The organism is uncultured Pedobacter sp. (assembly GCF_913776295.1).
Classification (GTDB): Bacteria; Bacteroidota; Bacteroidia; order Sphingobacteriales; family Sphingobacteriaceae; genus Pedobacter.
On record NZ_CAJYOJ010000008.1, the window covers coordinates 1 to 16,393 of the forward strand.

At 40.8% G+C, this 16,393-nt stretch carries 8 protein-coding genes and 1 riboswitch; of the genes, 6 read left to right on the forward strand and 2 right to left on the reverse strand.

The window, feature by feature from the left end:
- Window positions 1–1,110 precede the first annotated feature (1,110 nt).
- Window positions 1,111–2,379 carry a TlpA disulfide reductase family protein gene (locus QZ738_RS01230; protein ID WP_293783318.1) on the reverse strand — a complete coding sequence of 423 codons (1,269 nt, stop codon included), beginning with the start codon at window positions 2,377–2,379 and terminating at the stop codon, window positions 1,111–1,113.
- A 136-nt stretch (window positions 2,380–2,515) separates the two neighbouring features.
- Window positions 2,516–2,622, forward strand: a riboswitch (SAM riboswitch).
- 324 nt (window positions 2,623–2,946) lie between these two features.
- Here QZ738_RS01230 and QZ738_RS01235 point away from each other — a divergent pair.
- A complete protein-coding gene (locus QZ738_RS01235) occupies window positions 2,947–6,114 on the forward strand; it encodes a SusC/RagA family TonB-linked outer membrane protein (RefSeq protein ID WP_293783321.1) in 3,168 nt (1,055 codons plus the stop codon).
- An 11-nt stretch (window positions 6,115–6,125) separates the two neighbouring features.
- Window positions 6,126–7,556 (forward strand): SusD/RagB family nutrient-binding outer membrane lipoprotein, encoded by a 1,431-nt coding sequence (locus QZ738_RS01240; protein ID WP_293783324.1) that lies wholly within the window; start codon window positions 6,126–6,128, stop codon window positions 7,554–7,556.
- A gap of 175 nt (window positions 7,557–7,731) precedes the next feature.
- On the opposite strand, the gene QZ738_RS01245 is transcribed toward QZ738_RS01240, so the two are convergent.
- On the reverse strand, window positions 7,732–7,932 hold the full coding sequence (locus QZ738_RS01245; RefSeq protein ID WP_134204881.1) for a YtxH domain-containing protein: 201 nt from the start codon (window positions 7,930–7,932) through the stop codon (window positions 7,732–7,734).
- Between the two features lie 234 nt (window positions 7,933–8,166).
- Here QZ738_RS01245 and QZ738_RS01250 point away from each other — a divergent pair, with 234 nt between their 5' ends.
- The 4 genes from QZ738_RS01250 (at window position 8,167) to QZ738_RS01265 (ending at window position 16,391) form a co-directional block, all read left to right on the forward strand.
- Window positions 8,167–9,189 carry a GntR family transcriptional regulator gene (locus QZ738_RS01250; protein WP_293783336.1) on the forward strand — a complete coding sequence of 341 codons (1,023 nt, stop codon included), beginning with the start codon at window positions 8,167–8,169 and terminating at the stop codon, window positions 9,187–9,189.
- Window positions 9,190–9,198: 9 nt separating this feature from the next.
- A complete protein-coding gene (locus QZ738_RS01255; protein WP_293783339.1) occupies window positions 9,199–10,791 on the forward strand; it encodes a solute:sodium symporter family transporter in 1,593 nt (530 codons plus the stop codon).
- A 369-nt stretch (window positions 10,792–11,160) separates the two neighbouring features.
- The gene (locus QZ738_RS01260) at window positions 11,161–14,460 is read left to right on the forward strand and encodes a TonB-dependent receptor (protein WP_293783341.1); all 3,300 of its coding nucleotides are present in this window, start codon (window positions 11,161–11,163) and stop codon (window positions 14,458–14,460) included.
- The gene (locus QZ738_RS01265; protein WP_293783344.1) at window positions 14,460–16,391 is read left to right on the forward strand and encodes a RagB/SusD family nutrient uptake outer membrane protein; all 1,932 of its coding nucleotides are present in this window, start codon (window positions 14,460–14,462) and stop codon (window positions 16,389–16,391) included. The genes QZ738_RS01260 and QZ738_RS01265 overlap by 1 nt, the downstream gene beginning before the upstream one ends.
- Window positions 16,392–16,393 lie beyond the last annotated feature (2 nt).

Below are 16,393 nucleotides of genomic sequence, written 5' to 3' on the forward strand. Positions count from 1 at the left end.
TGAAAATTTTTCTTTCGAAGCCAGTGGGATGGCTTTGTCAGTGGAGCCCGAAAAATTTGTTAGGCCGGATTTAAGCGGAACGGAGATACGGTGCTACGGCCTAGCTACGCCGAAATGCATAGGTTCCTCAAGTCACTCATTAATAGACAATTGCAAAATAACGTCAATGGTAGCCTGTCGACGGACCTTCATTTAAATTTTTCTATTAGCTGGTGTCTCACGGACCAAAGACTAAATCATACATTTTTTGGAGTGCAGGGCCATTCGCGACGATCAAAGATCGTTCCCGCGCATCACTATACCCTTTCGCTGCGCTTCAGGAATGTCGCTTTTCCCGGAGCTAAAAACGCGGTTAGTGCTAATAACCAACCAATAAATTATGAAACGTTATTTTGTTTCCTGTAAAGACATTCGTTAAATAAACCTTATTGCAGCTGCTATCCTTTTTGGTGCACAAACGAAAATGTCCGCTACTGAGCCGTCACAAAAAGATAATAGCGAAAAGAAGGGCTGCCGGCACCGAAGCGCACTGCAGCACCTTTCCAAAAAAGGAAAAAAATATGCTTTTTTGGAGCGCAGGGCCATTCGCGGTGATTAAAGATTGTTCCCGTTCTCCGCTATATCCTTACGCTGCGCTTCAGGGATGCCGCTTCGCCCGGGGCTAAATGCACTGTTACTGCCAGTAGCAGAATGCAAAACGCTAAGCTGTTTGTTATACAGACCCTAGCTAAATAAACCTTATTGCAGCGGCTATCCTTTTTGGTGCACAAACGAAAATGTCCGCTACTGAGCCGTCACAAAAAGATAATAGCGAAAAGAAGGGCTGCCGGCACCGAAGCGCAATGCAGCACCTTTTCAAAAAAGAAACAATATATCTTATTTGGAGCGCAGTGTCATCAGTAACGATTACCGGTTGTTCCCGTTCTCCGCTATATCCTTACGCTGCGCTTCAGGGATGCCGCTTCGCCCGGGGTTAAATGCAATGTTAATGCTATGAACAAATTATTCTTATTCTACTGGTCGGTGTCTCACCGACCAATGGATGATATTGTATATTAAAAGATTCTTCACTACGTTCAGAATGACAGATAAGGGAATGGTTTAAAATGCTTATTTCTTCAACAGCGTATCGATCTCTGTATTAAATTCTTTCACAAATTCATCATAAAATTTACCAGTAGCGGGGCCGTTAAAACCGGTATGGATTTGGGCCACATTTCCTTTTTTATCGATGATTATTGTGGTTGGAAAAGATAAGAAAGAATCAAGTGCGGGCAGTGATTCAGATACCACTTGTTTATCGGCTGTGCCAGCCAAAACCTGATCGTATTCGATACCAAAGCGTTCACGGAAACGGGTCATTACTTTTTTGGCATATTCCGGCTCAGTTGAACGTTCGTAATGCAAGGCAATAACCTCTACGCCGCGGTTTTTATTCTTTTTATACCAGGGTGCGATAAAACCAGCCTCGTCGACACAATTAGGGCACCAGCTTCCGGTAATGGTTAAAATCACTACCTTGTTCTTGTATTTTTCATCTTTTAACGAAATCTTTTTACCGTTTATGTCAGGAAAACTGAAATCGAGTGTTTTGTATCCTTTTTTTAAGTAGGTTAATTGGTAAGGATCTGGCAGGGCCGCGTTTTTATTTTTGTTCCCGGTAAAAGGCTGACTTCCTCTTGCGCTTAAAATCTCACCTTTTAAAGTGCCGTCTGTCTGGAAAGTTCCTTTATAGTAGGCAGGAGAGGAGCCGATAAAACTAGAAAGTTGAAATTCGTTCCCTTCCACAACACCTTCGAGATAACGCGAATCGCCGGTAATACGCAGAAAAGTTCCCGTCAGTTTGTTTCCTGTTTGTTTAAATAAACCTACCGTTTTTTCTTCCTTGCCGTTTGGCGATGTGAAAATCACATCATAACTTCCGGAGTAGTCTGCCGAGGCAGGTTGATCCGTTTTAAAACGGTAATTTTCGCGCGCTGCATCAATAATTAATGGTTTTCCGCTTTTGTCCTGTTTGCGTAAAGTTCCTGTTAACCGGTCGCCTTCTATCGCAAAAGCCAGTTCGTTATCAAACTGATCCAGTTTAACAAAAACTGAGTCGGCCGTTTGTTTCACTACACCGCCTTCAAAACTTTCTTCTGCATTTCGGAAATACAATTTCTGCTGACCACTTTTATCACTGATCTCGAAATTGAAAGGAATGTCGAGTCCTTCCTTCACTTTTGCAACACCCCGCCACTTGCCCAGCGCAACGAATTTTTTCGTTTGTTTTTCTTTAACCTTTGCCTGTTGGTTATTGGCTAAAGCAGCCTGATCCTGAGCAAAGTTTATAAAGGTTGACATGGCCAGTGCAGCGGTCAACAAAGTTTTTATATTCATTGGGATAATATTAATCTACTAATTTAGTCGACAAATATACTGACGGATTTGCTAAAGAAAAAATATTTCAATAAAAATCTACAAAAACTATAGAATAAATGGAATTAATTATACCTTTGCCCCCGGTTACTTTTAATACTTATCAAGAAAGGCGGAGGGAATGGCCCTGTGAAGCCTTAGCAACCATCTATTTTTTAGAAATGGTGCTAATTCCATCCCGGATGAATCCGGGGTAGTTAAGTCAGTTGTTTGCGCAATCCTTATTTAAAATAGATGGGGCACTTCTGACTTAAGGGGTGCTTTTTTGTTGCCTCAGCACTTTCTTGCAAATGAATTATTGCATTAAACAAAATATTTAAATGGAAAAAGACAGACGAGCTACATCATTTTTTATAAACCTTTCAGAATACTTCCGAATGCGCCAGTCCTGTTAGGATGGTTCCGTTTTAACAGGCGTTTTTGATCTAACAATTCCCTTTATTTTTTAAAAAAGAAACATGGTTTTTAACCGTGGCGGAATTGTTTTGCCCAATTTTTATCCTTAATCTAATCATTAATTACACACACATGTTCACTAATTTTAAATCAATAGCTTTTATTTTGCTGCTTTTCATTACGCAGCAATTATTTGCCCAGAATGCCACCATTACCGGGACCGTAAAGTCGGAAGATGGGGAAACATTACCAGGTGTTTCTATTTTAATAAAAGAAACCAAACAAACCACTATTTCTGATGGTAAGGGTGCTTTTTCAATAAATGCCCCCGAGAAGAGCACATTGGTATTTTCGTACATTGGTTTCAAAAGCCGGGAAATACAGGTCAATAAAAATACCGGCCCGATTTCAGTTATTCTTCAATCGAGCGATAATGCACTTGATGAAGTAGTCGTTACCGCTTTAGGTATTTCCAGGGAGAAAAAATCGTTGGGCTATGCTGTTCAGGAACTGAAAGGAAACCGGGTGGCCGAAGCAAAGGAATCCAACCTGGTTAATGCACTAGCCGGCAAAATTGCCGGTGTGAGGGTAACTAATAGTCAGGGAAGCATGGGTTCATCTCGCGTGGTGATCAGGGGAGAAACCTCAATAGCCGGAAATAATCAGCCCTTATTTGTGGTTGATGGAATTCCGGTTGATAACTCACAGTTAAATTCTGCTGGTGCGAGAGATTACGCAAATGCCATTTCAGATATCAATGCAGAAGATATAGAATCAATCAGTGTTTTAAAAGGACCAAATGCAGCGGCGTTGTATGGCTCGAGGGCTGCGGCGGGTGTAATCTTAATTAAGACCAAAACAGGTAAATCTAAAAAAGGGTTGGGCATTGAGGTTAATTCCAATGCCGTGCTGGAAACTTTGCTTACCTTGCCGGTTTATCAAAATGCATTCGGACAGGGCTCAGAAGGTAAGTTCAGTTATGTGGATGGGGCTGGTAAAGGCCTAAATGATGGGGTAGATGAGAGCTGGGGACCAAAAATGGACGGCAGATTGATTCCGCAGTTTTTTTCAAAAGGCGTGGCGGTTCCATTTGTTGCCCATCCTGATAACGTCCGGGATTTCTTTCAAACGGGTTATTCTCTGAATAATGGTGTATCTGTTGCAGATGCGGGCGAAAAATATGATTACCGTATCTCGTACAATAATCTGAAACAAGTTGGTATTGTACCGAACTCCGGACAGGGCAAAAATTCATTTGTATTCAATACTTCACTAAAAATAACACCAAAACTGACTTTAACGGCCAATGCAAATTACAGCAAACTGAGTTCGGATAATCTGCCGGGTACAGGTGGTTCAAGATCAACCAGTACTATGTTGCAGTTTACCTGGTTTGGCCGTCAGGTAGATATTAACCAACTGAAGAACTATTTAGATGAAAACGGAAAAACCTTTAACTGGAACAATAGCTATTACAGTAATCCATATTGGGTAGCTTATGAAAATACCGTGTCGCAAAACCGAAACCGGATTATCGGAAGTTTGGCCCTTAATTATAAAATTATTGATGGATTAGATTTCAATTTCAGAACTGGAACGGATTACTACAATGACAGGCGTAAGGTTAGAATCGCCTATGGTACCAATGGAACACCTTTTGGTTCTTATACCGAAAGCGCCTTTACCGTAAACGAAAATAACACCGATGCAACGTTAAACTTCAATAAACAATTAAATGAAGATTTTAGCTTAGAATTATTGGGAGGTGGCAATATCCGCAGACAGTACATCGAGCAAAACGACCAAAGCGCACCAAAATTGGCCATTGCAGGGCTGTATACGCTTAAAAACTCCCGCGATCCGCTCATCTCATCAAACAATTTATCAAGATTGAAATCTTACAGTGTTTACGCATCCGCACAGATCGGTTTCAGAAATTACCTTTTTGCCAACATCACGGCGCGTAACGATTGGTCGTCTACTTTACCTGCGCAAAACAGGTCATATTTCTACCCGTCTTTTAACGGAAGTTTTGTAGCCAGCGAGGCTTTTGATATCAAAAGTGATGCCCTCAACTATTTGAAGATACGTGGGGGCTGGTCTAAAGTGGGTAAAGATGCAGATCCTTACCGCTTGATCAATACTTATGTTTTTAGTGCGCCTTTTTATGGCAATCCTCAGCTTAACACTGGCACTATAGACCTTAATCCTGACTTAAAACCTGAAACAACCTCTTCTACTGAACTCGGACTTGAAGCCGTTTTCTTAAATAAAAGATTACGTGTCGATTTAAGCGCATATAACACCAATAGTTACAACCAGATTTTAGCAGCAGATGTAAGCCAAAGTACTGGTTTCAGCTCAAAATTGCTTAATGCCGGTAAAATCAATAACAAAGGAATCGAAGCACAATTGGGCATAACCCCAATCAGAAAAGCCTTTACCTGGGATGTAGATTTCAATTTCGCAGCAAACAGAAGCAGGGTAATTGAGCTTGACGCCGAAAAACTATTAAAGAATTATGTAGTGGCCTCCAATTCGGCCCAGGTTATTGCAACAGTAGGACAGCCTTACGGATCGTTATTTGGTACCGCTTTTTTAAGAGATGGCAACGGAAACATCATTGTTAATGCTACGGGGGCACCGGCCACAAACCCAACCAAACAGGTATTGGGAAAATATACGCCAGATTGGATTGGTGGGGTTTACAATACTTTTACCTACAAGGCCATCAGTTTGGGCGTATTGGTTGATGCCAGTTTTGGTGGCTCTATCTATAATGGAACTTATGCTACAGGAACTTATACCGGTGTTTTGGCGTCTACACTTCCTGGAAGGGCAGCAGAATATGGAGGTATTTCCTACTATTATCCAGATAATAAAAAAGAGAATGGCACGGTAAAGGTAAACGGAACCGCCCCAGCAGGAGTTACGGTGTATGATGACGGGATTATTTTTGATGGCGTAACAGCCGATGGTAAACGCAACGAGAAGATATTGCCTGCTCAACAGTATTACAAATCATTCAGAAATATAGATGAAGCAAACATTTTCGATGCTTCCTACATAAAACTACGTGAGGTGAAATTAAGCTATAACCTGCCAGCAAAATGGCTGCGTCCGTTGAGTTTACAAGGGGTTTCGGTATCTCTTGTTGGACGGAACCTTTGGATCATCCACCGCAATACGGTCGATATCGATCCGGAAGTGGCCTTTAACACCGGTAATGGTCAGGGTTTGGAGAGTTTATCTAATCCAGCCACCCGCAGTTATGGTATCAACGTCAATGTTAAATTTTAAATATTCCGATTATGAAAAATAAAAAACTATATATACTGGCTATTTTGGCCATTGCTGTTACATCATGTAAAAAAGAGCTAAACGAGATCAATATCAACCCCAATGCACCGGAAGTTGCACAGCCGGATTATTTGCTTACCGGTACCACCAAAGCAACAGTAGATACCTATTGGGGTGTGACCAACAATATGAATTCGAGTTTGCTATTTGCACAGCACTGGGCTAAAGTACAATATACAGAAGAAGATCGGTTTATTTATTCAAACAGTAGTTTTACGGCATTATGGTCAACAGGTTACGCGCAGAGTATTGCTGGTTTCAATAAAATTATCGAACTGGGTGATGCGCAGGGAAACCCGAATTATAAAGGCGTTGCGCTTGTACTAAGATCATGGACGTTTTTATTGCTTACGGATGCTTATGGCGATATTCCATATACACAGGCAGGAAAAATCAAGCAGTTTGTTACGCCGGTTTACGATAAGCAAAAGGATGTTTACTATGGTATTTTAAGTGATTTAAAATTAGCACAGGCCGCTTTGGATCCTTCAGGAAAAGCGATTGCCGGAGACGTAATTTATAGTAATAATATCGCCTTGTGGAAAAAGTTTGCCAATTCGCTGAGGCTTCGCATCGCCTTGCGCATCGCAGATAAAGATCCTTCTAAAGCTAAACAGGTAATAGATGAAATACAGGCCGAAAGCGGTGCTTATATCAGCAGTAATTCGGAAAATGCTGTTTTAAAATATGATGTATCACCTCAGCAAAACCCCGTAGCGGCTTCATTTGAAACCAGAAATGATTACCGGATCAGTAAAACCATTGTTGATAAACTTACTTCTTTAAGTGATCCGAGGTTACCTGTTTATGCCAGTAAAACTGAAAATGCGCCAAACGGTTATGTCGGGATCCCCAATGGTTCAACGAACTCGGAGGCCAGTGCTATAGGCCTGGCAAATTCTTCTAAACCAGGTGCATACTTCTTAGATGCCAAGGCACCGGCTGTAATCTTTAATTATGCAGAATTACTTTTCGATAGGGCAGAGGCAGCTGCAAGAGGTTTTACGGCTGAAAATGCAGAAGATTTGTACATTCAGGCCATCAGGGCTTCTTTTAGCCAATATGGTTTAACCGGGAATACGGTAGATAATTATATTAATCAAGCAGCAGTAAAATATGATCCAGGCAACTATAAAAAATCAATCGGTGAGCAAAAATGGATCGCGTTATTTGGTCAGGGCTTAGAGGCCTGGGCAGAGCAGAGAAGATTAGATTATCCCCAGTTAACCGCATCAGTAAATACGGTATTGAACGGTAAAATTCCGGTGCGTTTTACCTATCCCGGAACCGAACAATCTTTAAACGGGGCGAATTATAAAAATGCGGTAAGCAGCCAGGGTGCAGACTTGTTAACCACCAAACTTTGGTTTGATGCTTTTTAATGCCGAGCTTCACCCTGAACGTGATGTCGGGTGTTGCCTCCTGACATTTGAACGTGATGTCAGGTGTTACCACCTGACACTAAAGCAAAAACGTCCTGATGTAAAATCGGGACGTCTTTGTTGATCAGAGAAATAAATATTTCGCCTCTTCAGGCTCCTTATTTTTCTCAGGTATTCATCTCGCTAAATCTTCAGCTGCGTTGCTCACCCTGCTTTTCAAGTCTTCGGTATAGCCTTTAGCTTTGTCGGCCCATTGTGGTGCACGATCCAATAATTCATCAACGATGGACTGTCCGGTGATCGGATCTTTCTTCGTGATATATTTTACCCCTGCATATACTGCAGCGCCAATAATGGCTGTTCTTAAAATTCCCATGTTCTTTTCCGTTTTTTTTAAATTAACATTTTGATGTTATTAAAAGTTTTCGCCAATGCTAAATAACTTTGGGAGATCAGTTATGGCTGAATAATTTCTGCTGATGAAGCACCGATTGATAAGTTACAAGGGAAAAAGGCGATCATCCTTAAATTTTTATCAATTATCTCCATTAAATTTATATATTTCGCACAAATTAACCGCGTATAAATCGATTTAACCAAATATTGCTAAATGAATAAGGAAAAGCTGTTCAATGAAATTAAAGATTTGAGCATCATTAATTCTTTCTCGAAACACGAACAGCTTGTGCAGGGAATTATCAATAGCCTTAATCATAAATTAATTACCAAAGGTGATATGTTGCCTTCGGTTAACGAAATGATGCGTGAAACCGGATTTGCAAAAGAAACCATTGGAAAAGCTTATAAAGAACTGATTAGCAGGGGTATCTTGGAGTCTAAAAACCGGATGGGCTACTTTGTAGCTACTGACGATACCGAACAGCACCTGAAAGTATGTTTACTGATTTACGCATTCGATACCTTTCAGGAAACTTTTTACCAAAATTTCCGCAATCATTTAGGCGATAATATCCAGGTTGATGTATATTTCCATCATAACAATTTCAATGTTTTCGAATCCATCATCAACAGCAATAAAGGCCAGTACGGTTTATATGTAATTGCGCCCATAGAAAGTAAGGAGGCTAAAGATGTACTCGAGCAGTTGCCAAAAGAAAAACTGTTGATCGTTGATCGTTATGTAAAACTGAAAGGTGAATACTCCTACATTGTTCAGGAATTTGAAAATGCTTCTTATAATGCATTTTTGGAACTGGCGCCGAGGATTAAGGAATTTTCAGAGTTTGTTTTCTTTTTCAAACCTTCATCTGCCGAACCCGGTGAAGTGTTGACTTCTTTTAAGCGCTTTATAAAAGAATTTAACATAAACGGGGTGATAAAAAATAGTTACGAGTCAGGAAGTATTGCCCCGGATAAAGTTTATTTTACCATACACAACCTCGAACTTTGGGAAATGTTGAAGGATACCAAGGTAAAGGGTTTAAAAGTTGGCAAAGACCTGGGGATTCTTTCGCATAACGATGATAATGTTAAAGAAATCATTTTTGACGGGATTACCACTTTTTCTATAGATTTTGCACACATGGGTCGCCTCGCGGCCGAATTTGTACTCACCCTGAAGCCAATTAAGCAGGTAATGGAGAATAAACTGATAAGAAGAAATTCACTTTAATACCATCACGTGGGGACCTTAGCCATTATCAGTTTTATTTTGTTCACGGTACTGGCTGCCATGATTTCTTACTTTAAAACCCGGAAAGCGCAGCGTTCAACCGTTAATGGCTTTTTCTTCGCCAACCGAACCAATGGTTTCATTATTATCGGTGCCTCCTTATTTTTCAGCAATATCAGCGCAAACCAGTTTATCGGCGAAAACGAATCTGTTTATATTAACAACATGTCGGTAATTGGCTGGGGAATTTCCTCCATTCTGGCTATGATTATTGTTTCAGAATTTTTTATTCCGATTTATTTTAAAACCGGTATCCGCACCATTCCAGATTTTTTGGAAAAACGTTACGATAAACAGACCAAAACATTGGTATCAGTCGTATTTCTTTTCAGTTATATCATTAACCTGTTGCCCTCGGTTCTTTATGGTGGTGCTGTAGCCTTTAGCAACCTGGTCGATCTATCCGGCTTTCACCTTTCTTATTGGGAAAGCATCTGGGTTTTCGTATGGATCATGGGATTAATAGGTTCTGTTTATACCATTGTGGGTGGTTTTAAGGCCATTACCATTTCTGACACGGTGTTGAGTGCCGGCATGTTGGTACTCATTATCGCGTTGCCGTATTACGGATTACGTTATCTGGGGCAAGGCGATTTTTTCAACGGACTTTCAACGGTATTGTCTACCAAAAAGGAACACCTCAATGCTATTGGTGGTAATAGTGATGCTGTTCCTTTCTCCACGCTATTTACCGGCATGCTCATTGTAAATCTTTACTATTGGGGAATGGAGCAGTATATTATCCAGCAGGTACTGGCGGCGAAAAGTTTAGCGGAAGGCCAGAAAGGTATTGCATTAACCTGTTTTGCGAAATTACTCTGCCCCTTGCTGATCAATATTCCCGGTCTGATTGCGGTTCATCTATACCCGGTTTTAACCAATACCAACCAGGTATTTCCCTTACTGATTAAAGATGTATTGCCACCAGTTTTAATGGGTTTATCAGCCTGTGTGCTTTTTGGTGCGGCCATTACCACCTTTAATGCGGGCCTCAATAGTTCAAGCACCTTGTTTTTGCTTAATTTATATAAGCCGTTTATGGAGAAAAAAGGCAGGCTGCTAACCGATAGAAGCTTGCTCCGGACAGGACGCCTGTTTCAGATTTCGGTATCATTGTTTGCCATGTTTTTTGCACCTTTCATTATTTTTTCGAAACATGGATTTTATGAGTACCTGCAAAAAATCAGTGCTATCTTTAGTCTGCCAATTTTTACCATCATTTTTATTGGTTTTATTACCAAAAGGATGCCACCTGTTGCCGCGAAAATCGGGATGATTTTCTTCATTTCCTGTTATGTAATGAGCGAATGGGTATTTTCTGTTCACCTGCATTATCTCCATACGCTGGCCATTATATTTATCATTACAGTTTTACTGATGTTGGGCATCTCCAAATTATTCCCAAATCAAAATACTTACCAATTGGTACTTGATCACAAGATTGAGATTATTCCGTGGCAGAATAGATACTATTACCATATTGTACTCATCTTTTTGATGGCACTTGTATTTTTAATTTTCTCTCCCTATCTACTAGCTTAGACTTGTAATTCAGTTGTTTAGATATTTTCATTATGCATTTGGAATGTTAGATATTTTGTTTTATAATTGCAGCTGAAAATAATAGGATAGTATAGGATAGTACAGTAAAAATTTAAAAGTTTTTTTAGATCTGTTGCTAAGAATAGAAATGAGCAGCATCAAGTCATTCCCGTATTTTATCTAGTTTTTCATTAACCAAATAATCCTAAAATATGAGAAATTTTACAAGTTATTGTGCAGCATTGCAAACCCTTCATTCGGAAGTAAGAGGATGGCCGGCAGGTTTACCGCATCTTATACAGGCTTAAGTCCTGTCAAGCCACATCTATCTACAATTTTTTAATTCATCATTTAAAAGCTAATTAGCAAATGAAGCAATTATTTTTATTATACGGGTGCCTTTCGGTGTCTGGAAGGGTAAAAAATGCATTGGCATTGACAGGGTCTCTGTTTGTATTTTTCCTGATTTTAATGCCTTTAAACGGTTATTCCCAGGTGGGAAAAAAAACCGTTACAGGTAAGGTTACGGATACGTTAGGGGTAGGGCTGCCCGGCGTAACCGTTGCCGTAGTAAACAAGGTTAACGTAGGTACGCAGACGGATAATAATGGAAAGTTTGTGCTTGATGTGGCTCCCGGCGAAATACTGAGGTTTTCTTACGTGGGCTACCGCGAACAGCGGGCAACCGTTGGTTCGGCTAACGTTATCAACATCAGGCTAACGGAAGAAAATATGCTTTCTGAAGAGGTGGTGATTACTGCTTTGGGACAAAAACAGCGTAAAGAAGCTTTAGTAGGTTCAGTTACCACGGTAAAGGTTGGTAACCTTAAAATACCTTCCAGCAATTTAACCAATGCACTTTCTGGTCAGATCGCAGGTGTAATCGGCTATCAGCGCAGCGGACAACCCGGACAGGATAACTCACAGTTCTTCATCCGTGGGGTAACAACTTTCGGTTATAAACAGGATCCCCTCATCCTGATCGATAATGTTGAATTAACGAGTTCTGATCTTGCACGTTTACAGGTTGATGATATCGAAAGTTTTTCGATCCTGAAAGATGCCAGTGCTACGGCGTTGTATGGTGCGAGGGGAGCAAATGGCGTTATTTTGGTCGCTACCAAATCCGGTAAAGAAGGTAAGGCGAAAATCAGTTTCCGCTTAGAGAATTCTTCTTCGCAATCTACCCAGAACCTGGAACTAGCTGATCCGATTACCTATATGAAACTTTTTAATGAAGCTTCCATCGGCAGGGGCATGGATCCTAAATTTACACCCAACCAGATTATTAATACACAGGCTACGATTAATAAAAGCCCCGGGTATAATGAATATGTCTACCCAGCCGTTGATTGGTTAGGCCTTTTATTCAAGAAGAGAACCAACACACAGCGCGCCAATTTGAGCGTAAGCGGAGGTGGTGGTGTAGCCAGATATTACATTGCAGGTTCTTACAACCTGGATAATGGTGTGCTTAATCAGGATGACCGGAACAATAACGATAATAACGTGAAATTCCGTAACTACCAGTTACGTTCCAACATTAACATTGATTTAGGAAAAACGACCGAACTGGTGGTGCGCTTATCTGGTAATTTTAGCGAATACAATGGCCCCTTGGCTACCGATGGCGGCTTTTCTACCGATCTTTATAATATTGCGGTGCACACCAGTCCGGTTTTATTCCCCGCTTATTTTCCTGCTGATGCTGCAAATCAAAATGCTCAGCATATTTTATTCGGAAACACAGGTGGTACGGGGGTAAACAGTATTTTATACAATAACCCTTATGCGGCATTGCTTCGTGGACATAAAAACTCAACGGAATCTCGCATGTCGGCACAATTGGAACTTAACCAGAAGCTCGATTTTTTTACCGAGGGTCTTTCGTTCAAATCGATTTTTAGTACCAATAGGTATTCTTATTTTGATTCGTCGATGGCTTACTCACCATTTTACTACAATGTTGGCTCATATGATAAAGCAAGCAACACTTATGTGTTAAACTGGTTAAACTCGTCGGTAACCAGCGGGGCACCCAACATCGCCCAGGAATACTTGAGCTATTACCCTGGCGATCCGAACATCAGCACTTTCCTTTACGGACAGGCCTCTGTGAATTACGACCATACTTTCGGACAGAATCATACCTTTAGCGGCGCACTGATTGGAACTGCTCAGCAAAACCTGTATAATAATGCCAAAGATCCTAAAACGAATACCCGGACTTTACAATATTCACTTCCCTACCGGAATTTAGGTTTGGCAGGACGTTTAACTTATTCATACAAAAGCCGTTACTTTCTGGAAACAAATTTCGGCTATAATGGATCGGAAAGGTTTTCAGAGAACCACCGCTTTGGTTTTTTTCCGACGATAGGTGCTGGGTGGATTGTTTCGAACGAAAAATTCTGGACAGGTGGAATAGCTAATGTAATTAACCGCTTAAAACTGAGGGGAAGTTTTGGCCTGGTAGGTAACGATGCCATCGGATCGCAACGCTTCTTCTATCAATCTGACGTAAACTTAAATGGTGGCGGTAACTATGCCCAATTTGGTTATAATGGCGGGGTTACGCGTCCCGGTGTATACATTAACAGTTACGAAAATACTGATATTACCTGGGAAACCTCGCGACAAACAAACCTGGCTCTGGAGGCTACGCTTTTCAAAAACATGAACATTATTGCTGAGGTATATAACAACGACCGTTATAATATTTATATGATCCGTAAAAATGTACCAAGTACATTGGGTTTAGAAGCTATTGATCCCAATACTGGCGCACCGGATATCGGTGCGAATATCGGCAAGGCCAGATCAAGAGGTGTTGACCTATCACTCGATTATAAGTTTAATGTAAATGCTTTTTCTTTCGCAGTACGTTCTAACTTAACTTTTGCCAAAAATAAATACATCAACTACGAAGAACCCCAATGGGCTGAAGCATACCGTTATACCACAGGGCAGCCGATCAGCAGAAATTACGGTTATATTGCCGAACGTTTATTTGTGGATGATAAGGAGGTACAAAATTCACCCACCCAGATTTTCTCAACTGGTGGCAAACCGCCAAGAGCCGGCGACATCAAATACCGCGACTTGAACAATGATGGTAAAATTGACGATGCTGATAAGGCCTACATCGGTTTTCCACAATCGCCTGAAATCGTTTATGGTTTTGGATTTAGTTCTTCATTTAAAGGTTTCGATCTTTCAGCATTTTTTACCGGGCAGAATAGAATGACTTTTTTTATCGATCCAACTAAAGTGAGTCCTTTTGTGCCGAGTAATCAACCATATATTTATGGCAATACACAATTTCTTAAAGACTTTTCCGAAAACCATTGGTCGCCTGAAAACCAAAACCTTTATGCGCTTTATCCAAGATTGGCGGTGAATGCTGCAGACCTCGAAAATAATGCGCAAACCAGTACCTGGTGGATGAGAAACGGCCGTTTATTGAGGTTAAAATCGGTTGAACTGGGTTATACACTTCCTCAGCGGATATCCAAAAAAATCAAGCTTAATTCTTGCCGCATTTATTTCAATGGCCTGAATCTGGTAACCTGGAGTCCGTTTAAAATGTGGGATCCTGAACAAGGCGGAAATGGATTTGCCTATCCAATCCAAAAAGTATTCAATGTTGGTCTTAATGTAACCTTATAATGAAAAAGATAAAAACATATTTTGCACTTGGTTGCATCATGATGGTGTTGTTCACTTTTGTATCCTGTAAAAAGTATCTTGATATCACACCTGATAACCTGGGAACCCTTGATTATGCATTTAGAAATAGAAATGAAGCAGAAAATTATTTATACTCCTGTTATGCTTACCTGCAGCGTATGAACGATGTAGCGTCAAATCCTGGTTTTACCACATCTTCAGAACTTATCTATTCCAATACGCTTGATAACTATCAGGGATTTAACCGTACAGGCTTCAACCTCCTTAGGGGGACACAGACTGCAGCTAACCCTGGGTTAAATGCATGGGATGGGAGTGAAGGCAGCTATAGCCTTTGGCGTTCAATCAGGATCTGTAATATCATGCTAGAAAATATTGATAAACCGATTGATTTGGGTGCTGCTGAAAAACAGCGTTGGATTGCGGAAACCAAATTTTTAAAAGCCTATTATCACTATGTACTTTTTAAAATGTACGGGCCTATACCGTTAATTAAAACCAATCTGGCCATTAATAGCAGCACGGATGAAGTGCGTGTGAAAAGAGCGCCGGTTGATGAAACGGTCGATTATATCGTTAACTTATTGGATGAAGCTATCCCTGGTTTACCCGCTGTGATCAGCAGTCAGGCAACAGAATTGGGCAGGGTAACAAGTGTTATTGCGCTTTCGGTTAAGGCTGATGTGCTTGCAACAGCCGCCAGTCCGCTTTTTAACGGCAATCCTGATTATGTAAGCTTCAAAGATAAAGACGGAATAAGTCTTTTCCCGGCAGCTTTTGATGCGCAAAAATGGAAAAAAGCTGCTGATGCAGCAAAAGCAGCCATTGCAGCTGCAGAAGGTCAGGGTATTAAATTATATACCTTCCAATCGCCAACCACGGTAGGGAAATTATCTGATTCGTTAAAAAGAGAACTGGATGTGCAGAACGCAGTTACTGAAAAATGGGAGTTGAATTCGGAGATTATCTGGGCTTCCAATCCGGAGTTTAATTACCAGGGTTTTGCCACACCGAGGCTTACCGCAAAATCGGCAGTAAACAATTTTTCTAATCCTTCTACTTTTTCTGCACCGATAAGCACCCAGGAACTTTTTTATACCGTAAATGGTGTGCCGATCAGCGAAGATAAAACCTGGGATTATGCTGGCAGGAATACGATTAAAGTGGGTGATAATGCCAGCCGTTATTATATTCAGCAGGGTTACGAAACCATTAAAGGGCATTTTGCACGCGAAACGCGTTTCTATGCAGATATCGCTTTTGATGGCGGGATCTGGTTTGGTAATGGAAGAAATAATCAGGACGATCCGGCCAATCCATTATACTATGTTTCGGCCAGGGGAAGCGGGCTTGCGGCACCGAGTGATAATATTAGGTTGAATATTACAGGTTATTGGCCAAAAAAACTGGTGAGTTATGCTTCAGTTTATGATGATGGCTTTCAGCCTTCTGCGTTCCGTTTACCATTGATCAGGTTGGCAGGTTTATATTTACTTTATGCTGAAGCATTAAACGAGGTAAGCGGGCCCAGTACAGAAGTATTTACCTATGTCGATAAGGTTAGGCAAAGAGCAGGTTTGCAGGGCGTACAGGCATCGTGGACAAACTTTTCAAAAAATCCGAATAAATTTAATAATAAAGACGGTTTAAGGCAGATTATTCACCAGGAAAGAAGGATCGAGTTATGTTTTGAAGGCCAAAGTGGTTGGGATTTAAGAAGATGGAAAGAACTTCAGGCAGTTTTGACCACCCCTATACAGGGTTGGAGCATTAATAATGCCGAGGCCATTAATTATTACCGTCCAACTACCCAGTTTATCCCTGTTTTTGGCTTAAAAGATTATTTATGGCCGATCAGAAGTTACGATCTGGTTGTAAATCCAAACTTAGTTCAAAACCCTTATTGGTAGTT